The organism is Halomonas sp. MCCC 1A13316 (genome assembly GCF_014931605.1).
In the GTDB taxonomy this organism is placed as follows: Bacteria; Pseudomonadota; Gammaproteobacteria; order Pseudomonadales; family Halomonadaceae; genus Halomonas.
This window is the reverse complement of record NZ_CP053382.1, coordinates 2,401,549-2,417,225: the sequence shown is the minus strand read 5'-3', so window position 1 is coordinate 2,417,225 and position 15,677 is coordinate 2,401,549. Positions and strand designations below refer to the sequence as shown.

The 15,677-nt window shown below is 62.5% G+C and carries 18 protein-coding genes; 7 read left to right on the top strand and 11 right to left on the bottom strand.

Going from position 1 to position 15,677, the window contains the following annotated elements; all coding sequences use genetic code 11:
- Positions 1-53: 53 nt before the first annotated feature.
- On the bottom strand, positions 54-1,400 hold the full coding sequence (locus HNO52_RS11220) for a hypothetical protein (protein WP_197565407.1): 1,347 nt from the start codon (positions 1,398-1,400) through the stop codon (positions 54-56).
- Positions 1,401-1,625: 225 nt separating this feature from the next.
- Here HNO52_RS11220 and HNO52_RS11215 point away from each other — a divergent pair, with 225 nt between their 5' ends.
- Entirely contained in the window at positions 1,626-2,420 is a 795-nt protein-coding gene (locus HNO52_RS11215; RefSeq protein ID WP_197565406.1) for a glycosyltransferase family 32 protein, read from the top strand.
- Between the two features lie 57 nt (positions 2,421-2,477).
- On the opposite strand, the gene HNO52_RS11210 is transcribed toward HNO52_RS11215, so the two are convergent.
- The 4 genes from HNO52_RS11210 to HNO52_RS11195 all read right to left on the bottom strand — a co-directional run bounded on the left by HNO52_RS11210 (position 2,478) and on the right by HNO52_RS11195 (position 4,107).
- The gene (locus tag HNO52_RS11210) at positions 2,478-2,954 is read right to left on the bottom strand and encodes a nucleotidyl transferase AbiEii/AbiGii toxin family protein (RefSeq protein ID WP_197565405.1); all 477 of its coding nucleotides are present in this window, start codon (positions 2,952-2,954) and stop codon (positions 2,478-2,480) included.
- Entirely contained in the window at positions 2,951-3,181 is a 231-nt protein-coding gene (locus HNO52_RS21240; RefSeq protein ID WP_197565404.1) for a nucleotidyl transferase AbiEii/AbiGii toxin family protein, read from the bottom strand. Before HNO52_RS21240 ends, HNO52_RS11210 begins: the two co-directional genes overlap by 4 nt.
- Positions 3,178-3,390: a hypothetical protein gene (locus tag HNO52_RS11200; RefSeq protein WP_197565403.1), complete on the bottom strand. Its 213-nt coding sequence runs from the start codon at positions 3,388-3,390 to the stop codon at positions 3,178-3,180. The genes HNO52_RS21240 and HNO52_RS11200 overlap by 4 nt, the downstream gene beginning before the upstream one ends.
- A 192-nt stretch (positions 3,391-3,582) precedes the next feature.
- A complete protein-coding gene (locus tag HNO52_RS11195; RefSeq protein WP_197565402.1) occupies positions 3,583-4,107 on the bottom strand; it encodes a DUF1269 domain-containing protein in 525 nt (174 codons plus the stop codon).
- 234 nt (positions 4,108-4,341) lie between these two features.
- Between HNO52_RS11195 and HNO52_RS11190 the strand changes: the two genes are divergently transcribed.
- Both HNO52_RS11190 and HNO52_RS11185 read left to right on the top strand, forming a co-directional pair.
- Positions 4,342-4,632, top strand: coding sequence for a type II toxin-antitoxin system RelE/ParE family toxin (locus HNO52_RS11190; protein WP_197565401.1), 291 nt, complete (start codon positions 4,342-4,344; stop codon positions 4,630-4,632).
- A gap of 5 nt (positions 4,633-4,637) precedes the next feature.
- Complete coding sequence (locus HNO52_RS11185) at positions 4,638-4,943, top strand: HigA family addiction module antitoxin (RefSeq protein ID WP_197565400.1); 306 nt, start codon at positions 4,638-4,640, stop codon at positions 4,941-4,943.
- A 49-nt stretch (positions 4,944-4,992) separates the two neighbouring features.
- On the opposite strand, the gene cysQ is transcribed toward HNO52_RS11185, so the two are convergent.
- From cysQ to HNO52_RS11155, 6 genes are all read right to left on the bottom strand, one after another.
- Positions 4,993-5,772 carry a 3'(2'),5'-bisphosphate nucleotidase CysQ gene (cysQ, locus tag HNO52_RS11180; protein ID WP_197565399.1) on the bottom strand — a complete coding sequence of 260 codons (780 nt, stop codon included), beginning with the start codon at positions 5,770-5,772 and terminating at the stop codon, positions 4,993-4,995.
- 67 nt (positions 5,773-5,839) lie between these two features.
- Entirely contained in the window at positions 5,840-7,120 is a 1,281-nt protein-coding gene (locus tag HNO52_RS11175; RefSeq protein ID WP_197565398.1) for a hemolysin family protein, read from the bottom strand.
- A 175-nt stretch (positions 7,121-7,295) separates the two neighbouring features.
- Positions 7,296-8,306 carry a GSU2403 family nucleotidyltransferase fold protein gene (locus HNO52_RS11170; RefSeq protein ID WP_197565397.1) on the bottom strand — a complete coding sequence of 337 codons (1,011 nt, stop codon included), beginning with the start codon at positions 8,304-8,306 and terminating at the stop codon, positions 7,296-7,298.
- A 40-nt stretch (positions 8,307-8,346) separates the two neighbouring features.
- Positions 8,347-8,667 carry a helix-turn-helix transcriptional regulator gene (locus HNO52_RS11165; protein WP_197565396.1) on the bottom strand — a complete coding sequence of 107 codons (321 nt, stop codon included), beginning with the start codon at positions 8,665-8,667 and terminating at the stop codon, positions 8,347-8,349.
- A gap of 13 nt (positions 8,668-8,680) precedes the next feature.
- Positions 8,681-10,027, bottom strand: coding sequence for a type II toxin-antitoxin system HipA family toxin (locus HNO52_RS11160; protein WP_197565395.1), 1,347 nt, complete (start codon positions 10,025-10,027; stop codon positions 8,681-8,683).
- Between the two features lie 619 nt (positions 10,028-10,646).
- Positions 10,647-11,678 (bottom strand): LacI family DNA-binding transcriptional regulator, encoded by a 1,032-nt coding sequence (locus HNO52_RS11155; protein ID WP_197565394.1) that lies wholly within the window; start codon positions 11,676-11,678, stop codon positions 10,647-10,649.
- A 133-nt stretch (positions 11,679-11,811) separates the two neighbouring features.
- Between HNO52_RS11155 and ltnD the strand changes: the two genes are divergently transcribed.
- From ltnD to otnI, 4 genes are read left to right on the top strand one after another with little or no spacing between them, the layout of a single operon-like run.
- Complete coding sequence (gene ltnD, locus HNO52_RS11150) at positions 11,812-12,750, top strand: L-threonate dehydrogenase (RefSeq protein ID WP_269476057.1); 939 nt, start codon at positions 11,812-11,814, stop codon at positions 12,748-12,750.
- A 1-nt stretch (position 12,751) separates the two neighbouring features.
- Positions 12,752-14,065 carry a 3-oxo-tetronate kinase gene (gene otnK, locus HNO52_RS11145; protein WP_197565393.1) on the top strand — a complete coding sequence of 438 codons (1,314 nt, stop codon included), beginning with the start codon at positions 12,752-12,754 and terminating at the stop codon, positions 14,063-14,065.
- Positions 14,052-14,699, top strand: a complete 648-nt coding sequence (otnC, locus tag HNO52_RS11140) for a 3-oxo-tetronate 4-phosphate decarboxylase (protein ID WP_197565392.1) — start codon at positions 14,052-14,054, stop codon at positions 14,697-14,699. The genes otnK and otnC overlap by 14 nt, the downstream gene beginning before the upstream one ends.
- 49 nt (positions 14,700-14,748) lie before the next feature.
- Positions 14,749-15,579, top strand: coding sequence for a 2-oxo-tetronate isomerase (otnI, locus tag HNO52_RS11135; protein WP_197569192.1), 831 nt, complete (start codon positions 14,749-14,751; stop codon positions 15,577-15,579).
- Positions 15,580-15,677: the final 98 nt, after the last annotated feature.

Sequence of the window (15,677 nt, the reverse complement as noted above, 5' to 3'; positions counted from 1 at the left end):
GACGGCGTTAAAAGCGCTGTCTGCTTCCATCCCAAGCTTATGGCAGGGCGCTGTCAGTAATAGAGCGCAGGGGACGGAAGCGACATGGCGACGTTCTCCATTGCCTCGCGTCCTCGTGCGCCTGTCTTGTGCGCTTCCCACCAGTGTTGATGAACGCCTCGTACCCGGACCGTAACGCGCTTGAGCCCCACGACCCGGGCCATGGCCAGCCGATGCAACCCTTTGTTGATCTTGATTATGTTGCCATTCCGATCGAGGACGACACCGAGCCGATCCTTGCCCAGGTCGGACTTGAAGCCGAAACAGCTCATGTCTTCCATGTAGAGCAGATAGCGTGACAGGTAGGCCAGTATGCGTCGTTCGGAGTCGAGCAGGATGCCCTGATGATGTAGACGCCGTGGAAGCCCTTTCTCCAGCCTGCTCATCAGTTCGGCATAGCTGGCGCTGGCAGTCAGGTCGAGCCGTTGGGTCCACAGGTCCTGGATGAATCGCCGCCGCTGGCTGTTGGCCAGGTTCATGGTCAATTGATCCCAGTCGCCGGACCAGATGAAGAAATTGGCTATCCGGCGTCGCTGGCTGCGGCTGGGAAACGATACGGGAAAATCGAGCCCGCATTCCAGCGCCTCAGGGTCGATGGCGATATCGAGCCGTTCGTCGAGATAGGCCTCCACGCTCCGGCGTGGCAGTCCGTTCTGCTCAAGCAGGGCACCGCCGGCTTTGCCGTCGAGCCAGCGCCGGAACAGCCACTCCTCGAGCGGTCGTCCAAGGTGGCGTTTGAAGCCTTCCTTGAGTACGTGAGCGGTGCGAGAGCAGAGCATGCGGTAGCGTAGCGCCGGGTCGTAGAGCGGTGGGTAAACCAGCTCGCCGGTCGGTGTCAGCGGGGCTCGCCGATGGGCAATTTCCGCTTCAATGCTCTCGCGTAAATCGCTCAGCAGCGCAGGGGAAGGGGGAACGGGTGGCACTTTGTCGGCCAGCGACACCAGGGGCGCGCCGCTCAGCAGCGCCGGGCGCGGTCCGGTGGGGGTCTCAAGCTTTCCCCTGTAGGGGGTGGCCAGGCTGCCAAGACGTTCCATCACGCCGCTCAACGAGCCGTGCAGTGCCAGCAGCTGGTTGTAGAGCCGGCTGCCAAGGATGCCATACAGCCAGCAACTTGCCGAAACCTTGCGGTCGCGCTGACTCAGGTTGCGCCGGGCAATCAGCAGGGTGTCGCGACATACCGCTTCCCGGTGACTGGGCTGTTCGAGAAAGCGAGCAGACACGCCAAGCAGCCTTGGCAAGCAAACGCTTGCCAAGGCGTTATAGGTGGTGATGTCTTCTTCGAGGCAGCCACCGATGAATGCTTCCAGCTCCCTGCCATCGGCGTTGGCCCGGTGGGTCAACGCGTTATTGTTGCTGTCCATTACGGTCTCGAAAGAAAAACATAACATTCGCCCGTTATTTTAACCGAAGGCCTACGAGTCTGTCGCGAATAGCAGTGAGATGGGGTTACGCAAGGCGTTTTGTGGAACCTGCAGTAAGAAATGGGTAGCTCTTCGGAACCCTATGGCCGGCATCGAGTCGTAGCTGGGTAGCCAGGCGAGGCATGCCCGGGCTAGGCTATTACAGCCTTCGAAAAGGGGAAGCGTGTGAAGAATATCGGTGTTCTGGCCTTTGCCAGAGTCGTGAAACTGCTGGCAAACCTCACCAAGGTGGCGTCGTATGGTTTCCATTATGTCTTCCCCCACAAGCGCTTTACTATCCCCGAGCGGGAGGCGCCTTGGTGGCGCTCCAGCCGGCCTTCCAAGGTGCCGCGCATCCTCTGGCAAACCAACTTCACTGATAAGGTCACACTTCCGGTCTACCTGAACTATCTGTTCAACCGCCTGATGGCGCCGGGGTTCGAGTATCGCTTCATGGTCACCGAGGCGCGGGCGGCGTTCATTCGCGAGAACTACTCGCCGGAGATCTTCGAGGCCTATTCACGCTTGCAGGTGGGGGCGGCCCAGGCCGATTTCTGGCGGGTGCTGGTGCTGCAGAAGCATGGCGGTGTCTACATGGATATCGACGCACATGCCGTTTGGCCTTTAGCGAGGATCGTCAGGCCCAAGCTGGAAGCGCTCTTCGTCACCGCACGGAAAGGTGACATCAGCAATTACTTCATCGCCAGCAGGCCCGAGTACCCCCACATGGTGAGCATCGCGAAGGCCATTCTGGCCAATATCGAGAAAACGACCGAGAAGGGTGTCTTTCAGCTGACCGGTCCGGGAGTGTTCAACAGGGTCCTGCCACGCGACGGTGTACCGACGATTAGCTATCGCTATGCCTGCAACCAAGGCAATTTCACCAACGAATATTTCCAGTACGTGGACAAGCCCGAGGGCAAGTGGACACGGCAGCAGAAAACCATCGACGTGGTGCGCAAGCGCGAGACGGCGGAGTAGGGCGAAAGCCGAGGAGCCACCGAGTGTAAGGCTTGCAGGTGGAGGTTTGGCCCATGCCTAGTGCAAGCCGAGCTTGCCAAGCCATTCAGGCGCTTGCGTGGCGACCAGCTCTTCGGCTAAGGCCTGCTCCATCTGCAAAGATGTCATCGCATGCTCGAGTACAGCGTGCTGATTGGCTACCACTTGGCTGAGGGCACAGCTTAAACCACGCAGAATGACGCCTTCCCCATATTCCTCACAGGCGATCTTCCATGCTGCTTCGGGAATCTCTCCCCATTCTCGCCGCATCATGCACAGATCTAGAATATCCTTGCTGTGATTCACGTAACGGTCGGCATTGGCTGTCAGCTTTGTGGCAAAGCAGCCTTCCTTCCCAACGATCGGGATGGGAAAGAGTTGAGAACGTGGGTCAGGTTTGATTGCTTCGTTGTCGAAATGAATGATTTCAAGCTTGATGGGATGGCCTGGGCCTTCAAGAAGAGCGCGAATGGCGTCTCTATCCGCCCGTATTTCTCGGTCGTTGAACCGCGTCAAAGTTCGGCCTGGCAGTAAGAGGGGGCCAAAGCTTCGCGACGTGATGGCTGATCTGGCCGCTCGGTAGGCCAGAACAGGTCGATATCAACGGATTCGCGGAACTCATGCAGCTCTAGCGCGATCCTGGTGCCGCCGCCAAACAGTATGTTGTTAGCTGAAAGAAAATCGGCATCGAAATGCGTGAGTAGCTGGTCAATGGCGCGGTGGTGCGCTCGGCGGTAAGTCATGCTACCAGCATGTGCCCGTGGCCATAGGCTTTCATGAGTTCGAGTATCAATTCTCGCTCTTCTTCCTCAAGACGGTCCTGGTCAACGAAGCGCCAGCGCTCTTCGTACAGATGAAACGCGACATCGGGCTCGACGAATGCCTCGGCCCGATCCCAAAGGATCAGATCAAGCTCTGGGTACTTGTGTCGATTGATCAGCGTCTTTTTCATGGTTCAGTCGGTATTTAAGTTCCTTTAACCTACTTCTCAAGGGTAATTGGCAGCACTGGCCGAGTCAAAGCGAGTATCTCTGCGGCCATTTGTACCACACTACCGATTCAATAGCGCTACGGCAGGGCGCGCTTCAGCAACACGGGCTGGCATGGCAACGAGCCCATTCACCCCCCAGCCAGGCCGGTCGAGTCAGTGGCCCTCGCCCACGTGCTGCTTGCGCTCCTGGGGTTTCACCTTGTCGATGACGACCTCGGGATGGTGGCGTTTGATGACTTCCCGGTAGGCCTCTTCCCGTTCGTCGGGTATGTCGATGATCAGCAGCATGGCGCCTCGCTTGATCGCCTTGTCGTACTTGTCGACCTTGATGTCCTTCACCGACACGCCGACCATGGTGCCCGCCCATACGCCGAACAGGGCACCGAACACGGCCATGCCGAGTGCCATCCAGACGATGTTCGTATCGATCAGGACGTAGTGCGCTATCACGCCCAGCACCAAGCCTAGTACGGCCCCAACGATGGCGCCGCGCTTCGAGGCATTGACGACATCGGACGTCTGAACCAGGGTGGCGATCGGTACCCCTTCTTTTTCCAGGGGCTTCCAGTCCTTGCCCACCACATGCAGGTTGTCCTTGGCCAATCCCATCATGTTCAGCTCGTTGACGATGTCGGTCGTGGTCTCCTTGTCGGGTATCAGAAAGTACAGGCGCTGCATTGTGTCCTCCCTGCCCCTGGGCTTTGTGACATTTCCTATGCATCTGTCCTGTGCAGGTAGGTGTAGCAGGTATATAGCCTACTGAGCCAACCGACGCCCAAGAGTTGATCCGCTGCGTCAGGGTGTGTGCCTCCCACACCACGAAAAAAGATTTCAGGCGGACAAGAATTCCTGGCCCGGACTGGCTTGATTTATACCGCTAGGCGGTATAGCGTAATCAATAAGGGGGCAGGGATGATCAACAATTTTCGTGATGCTTGGCTTGAGGATTTTTTCGTTGATGGAAGGGACCATAGGGAGATACCCAGCACTATCGAATCAGCCTTGACAAGGAAGCTGGACATCATCGAAGCCGCTGCGGATGAGAGCGACCTTCGCGTTCCACCTGGTAACCGGTTTGAGCACCTGCAAGGCAGGTTGGAAGGGAAGTGCTCGATTCGCGTCTATAAACAGTATCGGCTCATATTCGAATGGGATGGGGAGAGGGCCCATAACGTTTATCTGGATTCTCACACCTACAGGTGATGGTGATGTTCAAGATCAATCGCAAACCTACCACTGTCGGCGAGATGCTGACTCACGAGTTTCTCGAGCCATTTCGCCTCAGCCAAACCAAACTGGCTGAGAAAATGGGGGTCTCTCCCCGCCTTGTGAACGAGCTATGCCGAAACAAAAGGGCCGTAACTGTGGATACTGCGCTGATGCTTGCTCGAGTTTTCGGTAATTCCCCCCCGTTCTGGCTGAATTTGCAGCAAAAAGCGGACCTGTGGGAAGCATTGCATGACGTCAAGCGGCTCGAGCGCATCGAGAAGGCCCAACCTCTCGAATGTGCATGATTCGAGGTGAGGCAATGGTGAGCGGCCGTCGAAGCCGTTGGTCGTTGTGTCAGGGTGTGTGCCCCCACACCACGAAATGCGGGTTGAGGTAGCGTTCGGGCGTGGCGTAGCTCAGTGCCTCGCCGTTCAGTGTTTCCACTCGGCCACCGGCCAGCTCGACAACTGCCTGGGCGGCGCCGGTATCCCATAGGCAAGTGGGGCCGAGGCGAGGATAAACATCGGCCCTGCCTTCCGCCACCAGGCAGGACTTCAGCGAGCTGCCCATCGGCACCAGGTCGTAATCCCCCAGTGGCTCGAGCCAGGCCTCCAGGTCGGGGTTGGTATGTGAGCGGCTGCCCATCACCCGCCACCGGGTACCCGCTGCAGGCCTGCCGGCGGCATGGATCGGCGTGCGCTCGGCGCTGTCGTCGACCTTGAACGCGCCGATGCCCCGCGCCGCCAGATAGGTGCACTTCAGCGCCGGTGCTACCACCACGCCCAGCACCGGCTTGCCATGCTCGATCAGCGCGATATTGACGGTGAACTCGTCGTTACGCTTTATGAACTCCTTGGTGCCGTCGAGGGGATCGACCAGCCAGTACTGCCCCGCACCGTTCGGCCCCGAGAAGGCCTCGATGTCCTCCTCGGAGAGGATCGGAATGGCTTCCGATAGTGCCTTAAGCCCCGCAACAATCACGTCATGGGCAGCCTTGTCGGCCTCAGTGAGGGGGCTGTCGTCTTTTTTCACTTCCACCGTGAAGTCCCGGGCATAGATTCGCATGATGGCCTCGCCGGCTTCCCGGGCGATGCGCTCCACGGCGTTGAGCAGTTCGGCGAGGTTCGCGGGCATGCGAAGTTTCCTTATAGGCATCGGATACGTTGAATTGGGTCAACGGCCAAGCTTGTGAAAGTCAGTCTCACTCCGATGCGCTGATGCGTTGTACCAGCAGCTTGTCGATTCGTCGATCGTCCATGTCGATGACCTCGATGCGCCAGTCGCCGACCGTCACGTGCTGGCCCACTTGCGGCAGCTCTGCGATCTGGTGGAGCACCAAGCCAGCCACCGTCTCGTATTCGGGGTGCGGCTCCAGCTCGATGCCGATGCGTTCGGCAAACTCGTCGACCGGCATCCAGCCCGCCACGAGCAGCGAGCCATCGCCACGCTCGAGCAGCTTGGGCTCGTCCGTCTCCGAGTCGTCGAAGCTGCCGGTGATGGCACCGAGAATGTCCATCGGCGTGATGATGCCTTCGAAGTTGCCATACTCATCGTAGACCAGCAGCATATGCTCGGGGGAGGTCTTGAGCCGTTCTATTACCTGCATGGCCGGCAGGGCATCGTTTATCACCGTCGTGCGCCGGACGAGCGCAGCTGCATCGAAGTTCGGATCTGTGGCCTGCAGCAGGTCGCGACTGTGCAGCAGGCCGAGAATGTTGTCCCGTCCTTGGCCGCGCAGCGGCAGGCGCGAGCGGCCAGACGCGCGGAAGCGAGCCAGTATCTTGGCGCGGCTCTCGCCGACTTCCGCCATCTCGACTTCGTGGCGCGGCGTCATCAAGCCGCGGGCGGTGCGGTCGGCGATACGCATGACGCCGGTGATCATCTCGGTCTCGCCCTGCTCGATGACACCGGCACCTGCCGCCTCGGCGATCAGCATGCGGATCTCTTCGTCGCTCACGGCGGTGTCGCGCTTTCCCGACTGGCCAAGCAGGGCGAGCAGGACTTGGCCCGAGCGATCCAGCAGCCACACCAGCGGGGCGGAGGCCTGAGAGAGCCGTCGCATGGCCGGCGCCACGCGGGAGGCAACGCTTTCGGGATCGGCCAGCGCGATCTGCTTCGGCACCAGTTCGCCGATAATCAGCGACAGGTAGGTGATGGCGACCACGACACCGCCGATCCCCAGGGGTTCTGCGAGCTGCGCCGGTATCCCCAGGGCGGGCAGGGCATCGGCGAGCCGCAGGCCCAGTGTGGCGCCCGAGAAGGCCCCGGAGAGCACGCCGACCAGGGTGATGCCGATCTGCACTGTGGAGAGGAAGCGGCCCGGCTCCTCGATCAGGGCGAGCGCGATGGCGGCACCGCGCGAGCCTCGCTCGGCTCTCGTTTTGAGCCGCAGCGTACGGGACGAGACGATGGCCAGTTCCGACATGGCCAGCAGGCCGTTGAGCAGGATCAGGGCGAGGACGATCAGGAACTCGAAGAGCATGGTTATCCGCTTGGGTTGGGGGACCGATTGCCGGTCGCTCCATTATCGCTGAGGGCGATGGCCCTCTCCAGCATCCCAGGCTGGCGGGGCAGCGGGCCGACCCTCAGCCCAGCGGCCGAAAGACACGATTCATGACCGCCATCGACCAGGTCGGCATACGATCTGCCAACATTTCCTACACGTCGAATTCGTCGATCTGGCTGCTGGCCCGCTGTCTGACGAGGTGGGGAAAGGCTCTTTCGACGGCTCGGGTGGTAGACAATTCTCGCAGCTCATCGCGAAGCAGAGTGGCGACCAGGCGCGCCTGTGCCTCGTCGCGATAACGTTTTACCGGCTCCCGGTCGGGCTGCTGGCTGACATGCCACTTGTGCAGCACGAAGGCGCGCGGATCAACGGTAGACAATCGCAGCGGCATACCTCGCTCATCGAAGACTGTTGCCTCGAAGCGCGGTGAGGCGATGGCCCATTTCAGTGAGTCGATGCCTACCGGCTTCCAATCACCGCGCTCCAGATGACGCTCGAAGTCACTCACCGTCATGGGGTCGACGGCCTGGGTGATGAGGTCGATCATGTAACCTTTGGCATTGGCGGCTCGAAACTCGAAGGGAGTATCGGTGAGCGGCTGGAAGGAGCGATCGCTGGATTGGATGACGGATAGCAGGGTTTCACCTTCGAGTGCCGTGACGATTCTCAATCCCTGCCGGGTGACCATGAGCACATCGATATCAGCGGTCGCCAGGTGCTCAGGTTCAATCAGCACACCGGAACGGGCTTCATAGGCGTAAAGGGCATTGGTTCCGATCATCCGGAAAGGGACGGCCTTGCGCTGCAATGCTCGTATCGCCCTGGCACCGGCTATGGGGAATCGGTTCAGCCGATTGGCTCGGATATAGGCGGAGTGCACCTGGAGCTGTTCCTTCAGCGACTGCTCCCGCAATCTGTATTCCGCTTTGCGAGCATCGAAGGCTTTCCTAATGGCTTCTGTCTCGGCAGAGCGAGGGCCCAAGGAGTGGTTCTTGCCGCCTGTGTAGGCATGGTAGAGGTACTCTCGCCCTTGGATACGCTTCCAGTGCATCGAGCCCTTGACCTGGCGTGCCTGGGCACGATGGTGCTCGAGTGCTTCGAAGAGTTGGATGGCATTGACTGCTACCCGGGACTGTTCAGGTTGAAACTGCTGATAGGCCATGGCGAGGTATCGATGAACAATTTAACTAATTCTACACCAATTACGAGATAGAGTTAGTTAAGGCCAGTGCCTTCTCCAGCAGCGCAGGCTGGCGAGGCAGCAGGCCGACCCTCAAACCCAATGGCCGAAATACGCGGTTCATGACCGCAAGCGAAACGTTGCCCTTGCCTTGCTCCAGGTCCGACAGGGTGCGCCGGCTGATACCGACCAGGTCGGCATAGGCTTGTTGCGAAAGCCCCAGCGTATCGCGGCGCAGCCGCCGCAGCGCCTGGCCTTCGTCGATATCGCCCTTGATCAGCGCTTGAATGACGGCCAGCAGGGCTTGTTCGCGCGCCTCCGGTGATAGCGTGCGCTTCTTCATGTCAGTTTCCCGTTCAAATCAGCCCCCAGCGTGTCAGTCGAGTTTCCAACGAGCCCAGGCCGACGGCGGGCATGTCTAGGATGCGCTTCGGCACACCACGCTCGGCCAGGCGATCCCGTAGCCCGATGAGGCGGGTCGCGGTGGCACGCAGGGCCGTCAGTGTGCGCTCCGGGGGTGCGAGGTGATCCAGTGCCTGGGCGATGGCGACCCAATCGTACTCACCACCTTCTTCGAAGGGCGAGCCCCAGCGTGTGGTGCGCGTGACCCCTTCGGGGTCGGCCTTCATCGGGGCGAAGTCGTATACCGGCGCGTGCCAGATGCCTTCGGGGCGCTTGATCAGTGCCGCGTTGCGACCATGATTGTCCGAATTGCCGAAGGCTACGTTGAGCAGGTCGCGCCTGACCCATTCGATGACGAACGCTTCGCGGTCGAAAGGCTCCCCGCGTTCCGTGACGCGATATTGACGCTCGAGACGCGCGACGAGTCCCTCCAGAATGGCGAAGTGATCGAGAAAAGAGCCTGGGGCTGCATTGAACAAGGCGTAGATCGATTCGAGACCATGCCGAACGAGCCCCGTTGAGTGCATTTCCACGTCGAAGCGGGGGAGCCAGAGTGATGGGTAGCGCTGCCCCTCGATCAATCGCATGCGCGAAGTATCGATCGTTTCGACCCCCAGCGCGTGCAGTTCCTGATAATGGTGGTACTCCGCGCGCAGTATGTCGCAATCGTCCTCGCTGCGCCGTCCGCGGGGGAACTTGACCAAGTAGTGATCGTCCCTGTTGGTGAGATCGTCCTGCCAGGTATCGATCCAGATCCTGTCCTGCTCGTCGCAGCGCACCAGCAGCTTGGGCGCTTCGCCACCGGCGCCGGTGGCGCCTCCACTGGCCGCCCCCATCTGCTGGGCGTATTCGAGGAAGTCGGTATGTCGCTCGACCACGTCTTCGAGCGAAAAGCGGTGTTGCTCCAAACGAGTGCCCGGGGGGCGCTCGGGCACGGCTTCCTTGATCCGCAGATTGCCCACCGGGGCGATCGTCCCGTGCCGCAGTAGCTCGCTATCCTGCTCTCCTGCCGACAGCGCCTGGATGCCCAGATGCGCCACCCAGTACCGGCGACTAGCGCCGGCGGGCATGATGTCCTCGAGAAACCCGAACCAGCGCGGTGCCTCGTGGGTGAGCATCAGCTCCACGGGGAGTGTCAGGCTGCAGGCGTGCTCGTCGTCTCGAGATAGCCACTCCAGCGCATACGCCTGGCCATAGCTCAGCCGCGCAGGGCCGTGCGTGCCGCGCGCCGGTTCAGTAATGGTCAAGGTGGCGGCATCATGCCAGCGGTGGTCGAGGTAGATCTGAACAGTGAGCTGCATTCGGAAAGCCATTGAGCACTATGATGCTCAATTGTAGCCGATGATCCAAATAATGTGTAGTAAGTTGCTCACTTTTTTTGGTTTGTAGGTAAAAATGAGTATTATACTGCACGCTCTTCCGATGATTTCCAGCAGATCAGCCCTTATTCAGCCATAGGAAGATCCATGCACCAGAACGGTTTTGGAAGCCTTTTCCATGCGCCTGTTCGGTGCAAACGTACGATTCGTGACATACAGCAGCGTATCTTTAGGCTACAAGGGCAAAGTTTCTTCACCCTGATGAAATGTCGACAAAGCTGGGGCATGATGTTTCTGGTTGTCACACAGGAGAAACCTCATGACTATAAAATCCAACGCGGATCTTGCGTGTGAAGTTCTGAACCACTGGGCCTCCCATGCATTGGCTCAGCAAGCGGCCCGCGATGCTATCGCGGCTTATATCCGCTGATAGGCACTCGCTGCCAAGGGCCAAGGAGGGTCCTTCCCGTTTTCTTCCTGCTTTTATCTTTCTCCATTTTTTTCCTGCCTTATCCTCCTGCCTTTCGCTTTATATACTCGTGACCATCAGCCCTGCGCGGTCGCCGCTTTTTGCGAGCCTGTCGTTTGAGTGGTGCCCGGTTCAGGTGCTTTCACCCTCGAGCAGTGTGAAACCGACATTCTGCCGGCGCGTCTCGATCTCTTCTCCTGCCAGGCAGCGCAGGACCTGTTCCGCGGCCAGGCGCCCCATGGTGTGCCGGGAAGACTGTATCGTGGTCAGTCGCGGGGTGACGTGTTGCCCCAGTGGCAGGCCGTTGAACCCGGCGAGGGCGATCTCTTCGGGTACCCGCAGGCCTAGGCGCAGGGCGTGGAGCAGGGCGCCCGTGGCCAGGTCGTCGTTGGCGAAGTGGACCGCCTTGGCGCCGGGAAACTGGTCGCGAACCCGCTCCAGGCCCTCGGCACCGGCTTCCAGGCTACCCAGCCGGTCGAGTTCGAGCAGGTGGGGCGTCAGGCCTGCCGCCTCGAGCACCGCCCGGTGCCCGGCATAGCGCATGGCGGCGCGGTAATCCTCCCTCATGCGCGCACCGACGTAGACGATGTCGCGGTAGCCGCGCTGCAGCAGGTGCCGGGCCATGCAGCTGCCCGCTTCTTCGTGGTCCAGGCCCACGTTCAGGTCCAGTGCCTCGCCCAGTTCCATTACCTCCATGACCGGACGGTTGCAGCCGGCAAGCAGCTCGCGGCACGCCGGGGTATGCCTGAGCCCTGCGGTGACCAGGGCCGAGCAGGACCAGCCGAGGAAGGTTCGCACCAGTTGATGCTCGCGTTCGATGTCGTAGTCGGTATTGCCGAGCAGGATCTGATAGCCGGCGGCCTCGAAGGTGGCCTGCAGGCCCTGGATGACCTCGATGAAAACGGCGTTGGCAAGCGAGGGCACGACGACGGCAATGAATCTCGAGCGCGCCGAGGCCAGGCTGCCGGCTACCAGGTTGGGCACGTAACCGATGCGCTCCATGGCGTCGAGGATGCGCTGGCGGGTCGCCGCGTTGACGCGCTCCGGGTCGTTCAAGGCACGGGAGGCTGTGATGGAGGAGACGCCGGCCAGTTCGGCCACTTGAGCGAGGGTCGGCTGGGCGGAGCCGCGCCGTTGGCGTGTGTTGGCTTTGCGTTTAGACATTGGTCGTACCTTTCACCCTGGGGCCTTGCTGGCTGGATCACGATCTACTACAAGAATGGTAGCGCTAACATGTTAGCGCTACCAGTTAACTTTCATCTGTGGCGATCGATGCCATCAACCGTAGGAGCGCCAGGTGAGCCATCCAATCAATAGCCCGGATAGCCCGCGCATCGGAGTCATCGGCCTGGGTGCCATGGGCCGGGGCGCCGCGCTGGCCCTGCATGAGCGCGGATTGGACATCCTGGGCTGCGATATCGCCGGCCAGGCCCGGCAGGCGTTCGAGGCCGAGGGCGGGCGCAGCGTCGCAACGCCGTTGGAACTGGCGGCGTGCGAGGTCGTGGTGGTGCTGGTGGTCAATGCCGAGCAGGTCGAGGCGGTGCTGTTCGGCGAGCAGGGCGTGGCGGCCCGGCTGGCGCCGGGGAGCTTGGTCATCCAGTGTGCCACCGTGGCGCCGTCCTTCGCCCGCGACCTCGGTACCCGCCTCGATGCCATGGGGCTCGCCATGCTCGATGCACCGGTGAGCGGCGGGGCGGCCAAGGCGCGCAGCGGCGAGCTGTCGGTCATGGCTTCGGGTGCATTGGGAGCCTTCGACCGGGCCGCGCCGGTGCTGGATGCCATGGCGGCTACCGTCTATCGGCTGGGCGATACCCCCGGCGTCGGCTCGAGCATGAAGCTGGTCAACCAGCTGCTGGCCGGGGTGCACATCGCCACCGCCGCCGAGGCCATGGCGCTGGGCATTCGCCTGGGGCTCGACCCGCAGACCGTGTATGAGGTGATCACCCACTCGGCGGGCAACTCCTGGATGTTCGAGAACCGCGTGCCGCACATGCTCGCGGGCGACTATACACCGCTCTCGGCGGTGGACATTTTCATCAAGGATCTGAACCTGGTGCACGAGACCGGCCGCGAGCTGGCCATGCCCACCCCGGTGGCAGCCTCTGCCCTGCAGCAGTTCATCGCCGCCAGGGGCGCCGGGTTCGGCCGCGAGGACGATGCCGCGGTGATCAAGGTCTACCAGCGGCTGTCGGGCATCGCGCTTCCCGAAGCCGCCAACGATGCCGGGGGCGAGTGACATGACTCTGGTGCTGGGCGCCATCGCCGACGATTTCACCGGTGCCACGGATCTGGCCAATAACCTGGTACGCGCCGGCATGCGCTGCGTTCAGACCATCGGCGTACCGGGTGCCGGGATCGACCTAGGCGAGGTGGATGCCGTGGTGGTGGCGTTAAAGTCGCGCTCCACGCCCGCCGAGCAGGCGGTTTCGGATTCGCTGGCGGCGCTCGATTGGCTGCGGTCCCAGGGGGCCAGGCAGATTTTCTTCAAGTACTGCTCCACTTTCGACTCGACCGACGCCGGCAATATCGGGCCGGTGGCCGATGCCCTGATGCAGCGGCTCGATGCCCGGCAGACGGTGATGGTGCCGGCATTTCCCGCCAATGGCCGCACGGTCTACCAGGGCCACCTGTTCGTCGGCGACCGCCTGCTCAACGAGTGCGGCATGCAGCATCATCCGCTCAACCCCATGACCGATGCCGACCTGGTGCGGGTGCTGGGCCGACAGACGCCGCATGCGGTCGGCCTGCTGGCCCGGCCGGTACTGGCCCGCGGTATCGAGGCCACCCGGGCGCATCTGGCGATGCTGGCCGCCGAGCGGGTGCGCCACGTGATCTGCGACGCCCTGGACGATAACGAGCTGGCGCTGCTGGCCGCAGCCATCGTCGACTATCCCCTGGTGACCGGCGGCTCGGGCCTGGGGCAGGCGCTGCCCGAACAGTATCGCCGCCGCGGCTGGCTGGCGGAGGTCAGCGAACCGGGCCGCCTGGCAGTGGCAACGGGTGGCGCTCTGGTGCTCTCTGGCAGCTGTTCACGGGCCACACTGGGCCAGGTGGTCCATTTTCTCGAAGGTCAGCCGGGTTTCGCCCTGGACCCGCTCGCGCTTGCCGAAGGGGAGGCCCACCTGGAGGCGGCGCTGGTCTTCGCCCGCGAGGCGCTCGCCAAGGGTGGCCCGGTGCTGATCTACGCTTCCGCCGACCCTGAACGCGTCCAGGTCGCTCAGGCTGCGCTTGGCGTCGAACGTGCCGGTGAGCTGGTCGAGCAGGTGCTGGGGCGGCTGGCGCGGGCCCTGGTCGGTGAAGGAGTAGGGCGTCTGGTGGTGGCCGGCGGCGAGACCTCCGGCGCGGTGGTCTCGGCGTTGGGTATTCGCCAGCTGCGTATCGGCGGCCAGATCGACCCCGGCGTGCCCTGGACCCAGGCACCGCTGGCCGGCCGCGAGGCACCGCTGTCGTTGGCGCTCAAGTCGGGAAACTTCGGCGGCGAGGAGTTCTTCTCGCGCGCCTTCGCGGTGCTGGACGAAATGACGGGGGAGGGCGAGCATGAGCGTCCATGACGAGACCCGCCTGCGCGAGCAGATCGCCACGCTGGGCCAATCGCTTTTCGATCGCGGCCTGACCATGGGCTCCAGCGGCAACATCAGCGTGCGCACGGATGACGGCGGCTGGTTGATGACGCCCACCAATGCTTGCCTGGGGCGGCTGGACCCGGCGCGCATCTCGCGCCTCGATCGTCAAGGCGCCTGGCAGGACGGCGACAAGCCCACCAAGGAGCACTTCCTGCACATGGCGATGTACGCCGAGCGCCCCCAGGCCCAGGCCATCGTGCATCTTCATTCCACCCATTCGGTGGCCGTCTCCTGCCTGCCCGACATCGACCCGTGCGACTGCATCCCGCCGCTCACCGCCTACTACGTGATGCGCGTGGGCCGGTTGCCGCTGGTGCCGTATCACATTCCCGGCGACCCGGCCCTGGGCGATGCGGTGCGCGGCCTGGCGGGAGCGCACAGTGCCGTGCTGCTGGCCAATCACGGCCCGGTGGTGGCCGGCAAGAGCCTGGAGGCGGCGGTCTATGCCACCGAGGAGCTGGAGGAGACCGCCAAGCTGTTCCTGCTGCTGCATGGCCGTAATCCGCGTGCCCTGACTGCCGAGCAGGTGGCCGAACTGGAGGCCCGTTTCCCCCGCGACTAAGGCTTTGCCCGAAAACTGACTGCGCTCGCCCTCACCGTAGGAGCCGATGATGATCCGACTGGCCGCCAACCTCAGCATGCTGTTCACCGAACATGAGTTCCTCGACCGCTTCGTGGCGGCGGCCGAGGCCGGCTTCCGCGGCGTCGAGTACCTTTTTCCCTATGCCTATACGCCCGAGGCACTGCGTGCGGAACTGGACGAGAGCGGCCTGGAGCAGGTGCTTTTCAACCTGCCCCCCGGCGACTGGGAAGCCGGCGAGCGTGGCCTGGCCAGCTTGCCGGGGCGCGAGGCGGAGTTCCGCGACTCCGTGGTGGAGGCACTGCGCTACGCCGAGGCCCTGGGCTGCTCCCGGGTGCACGCCATGGCGGGGCTACTGCCGATGGATGCCGATGGCCGCGCCCAGGAAGACGTGCGGGCCGCGCATCACACCAGCTATGTGACGAACTTGCGCTTCGCCGCCCGCGAGGCGGCGAAGCTCGACCGAGAGGTGCTGATCGAACCGATCAACACCCGCGACATGCCCGGTTTCTTCCTCTCGCACCAGGACCAGGCCATGGCGGTGCTGAAGGAGGTGGGCGAACCCAACCTGCGCCTGCAGTTCGACCTTTACCACTGCCAGATCATGGAGGGCGACCTGACCCACCATCTGGAACGGCAGTTCCCGCGGATCGGCCACGTGCAGGTCGCCGGTGTGCCGCAGCGCCACGAACCGGACGTTGGCGAGGTGCATTACCCGGCCCTGTTCGCACGGCTGGAAGCGCTGGGCTACGGCGGCTGGGTGGGCTGCGAGTATTGCCCGGCCGGCGGTACCCGCGAGGGGCTGGGGTGGGGAAGGGCGTACGGGTTGACGGATTCTCACGGAGCCACCCAGGGGAGGTGACCCTTGGGCGGTAACCGCCAGGGGTGGAGTCTTTCCCCCACGGGGTAAGGGCGGACATTGCGCCAGGATCGGGCTCGGGCCCATGGGCAGTAAACAAC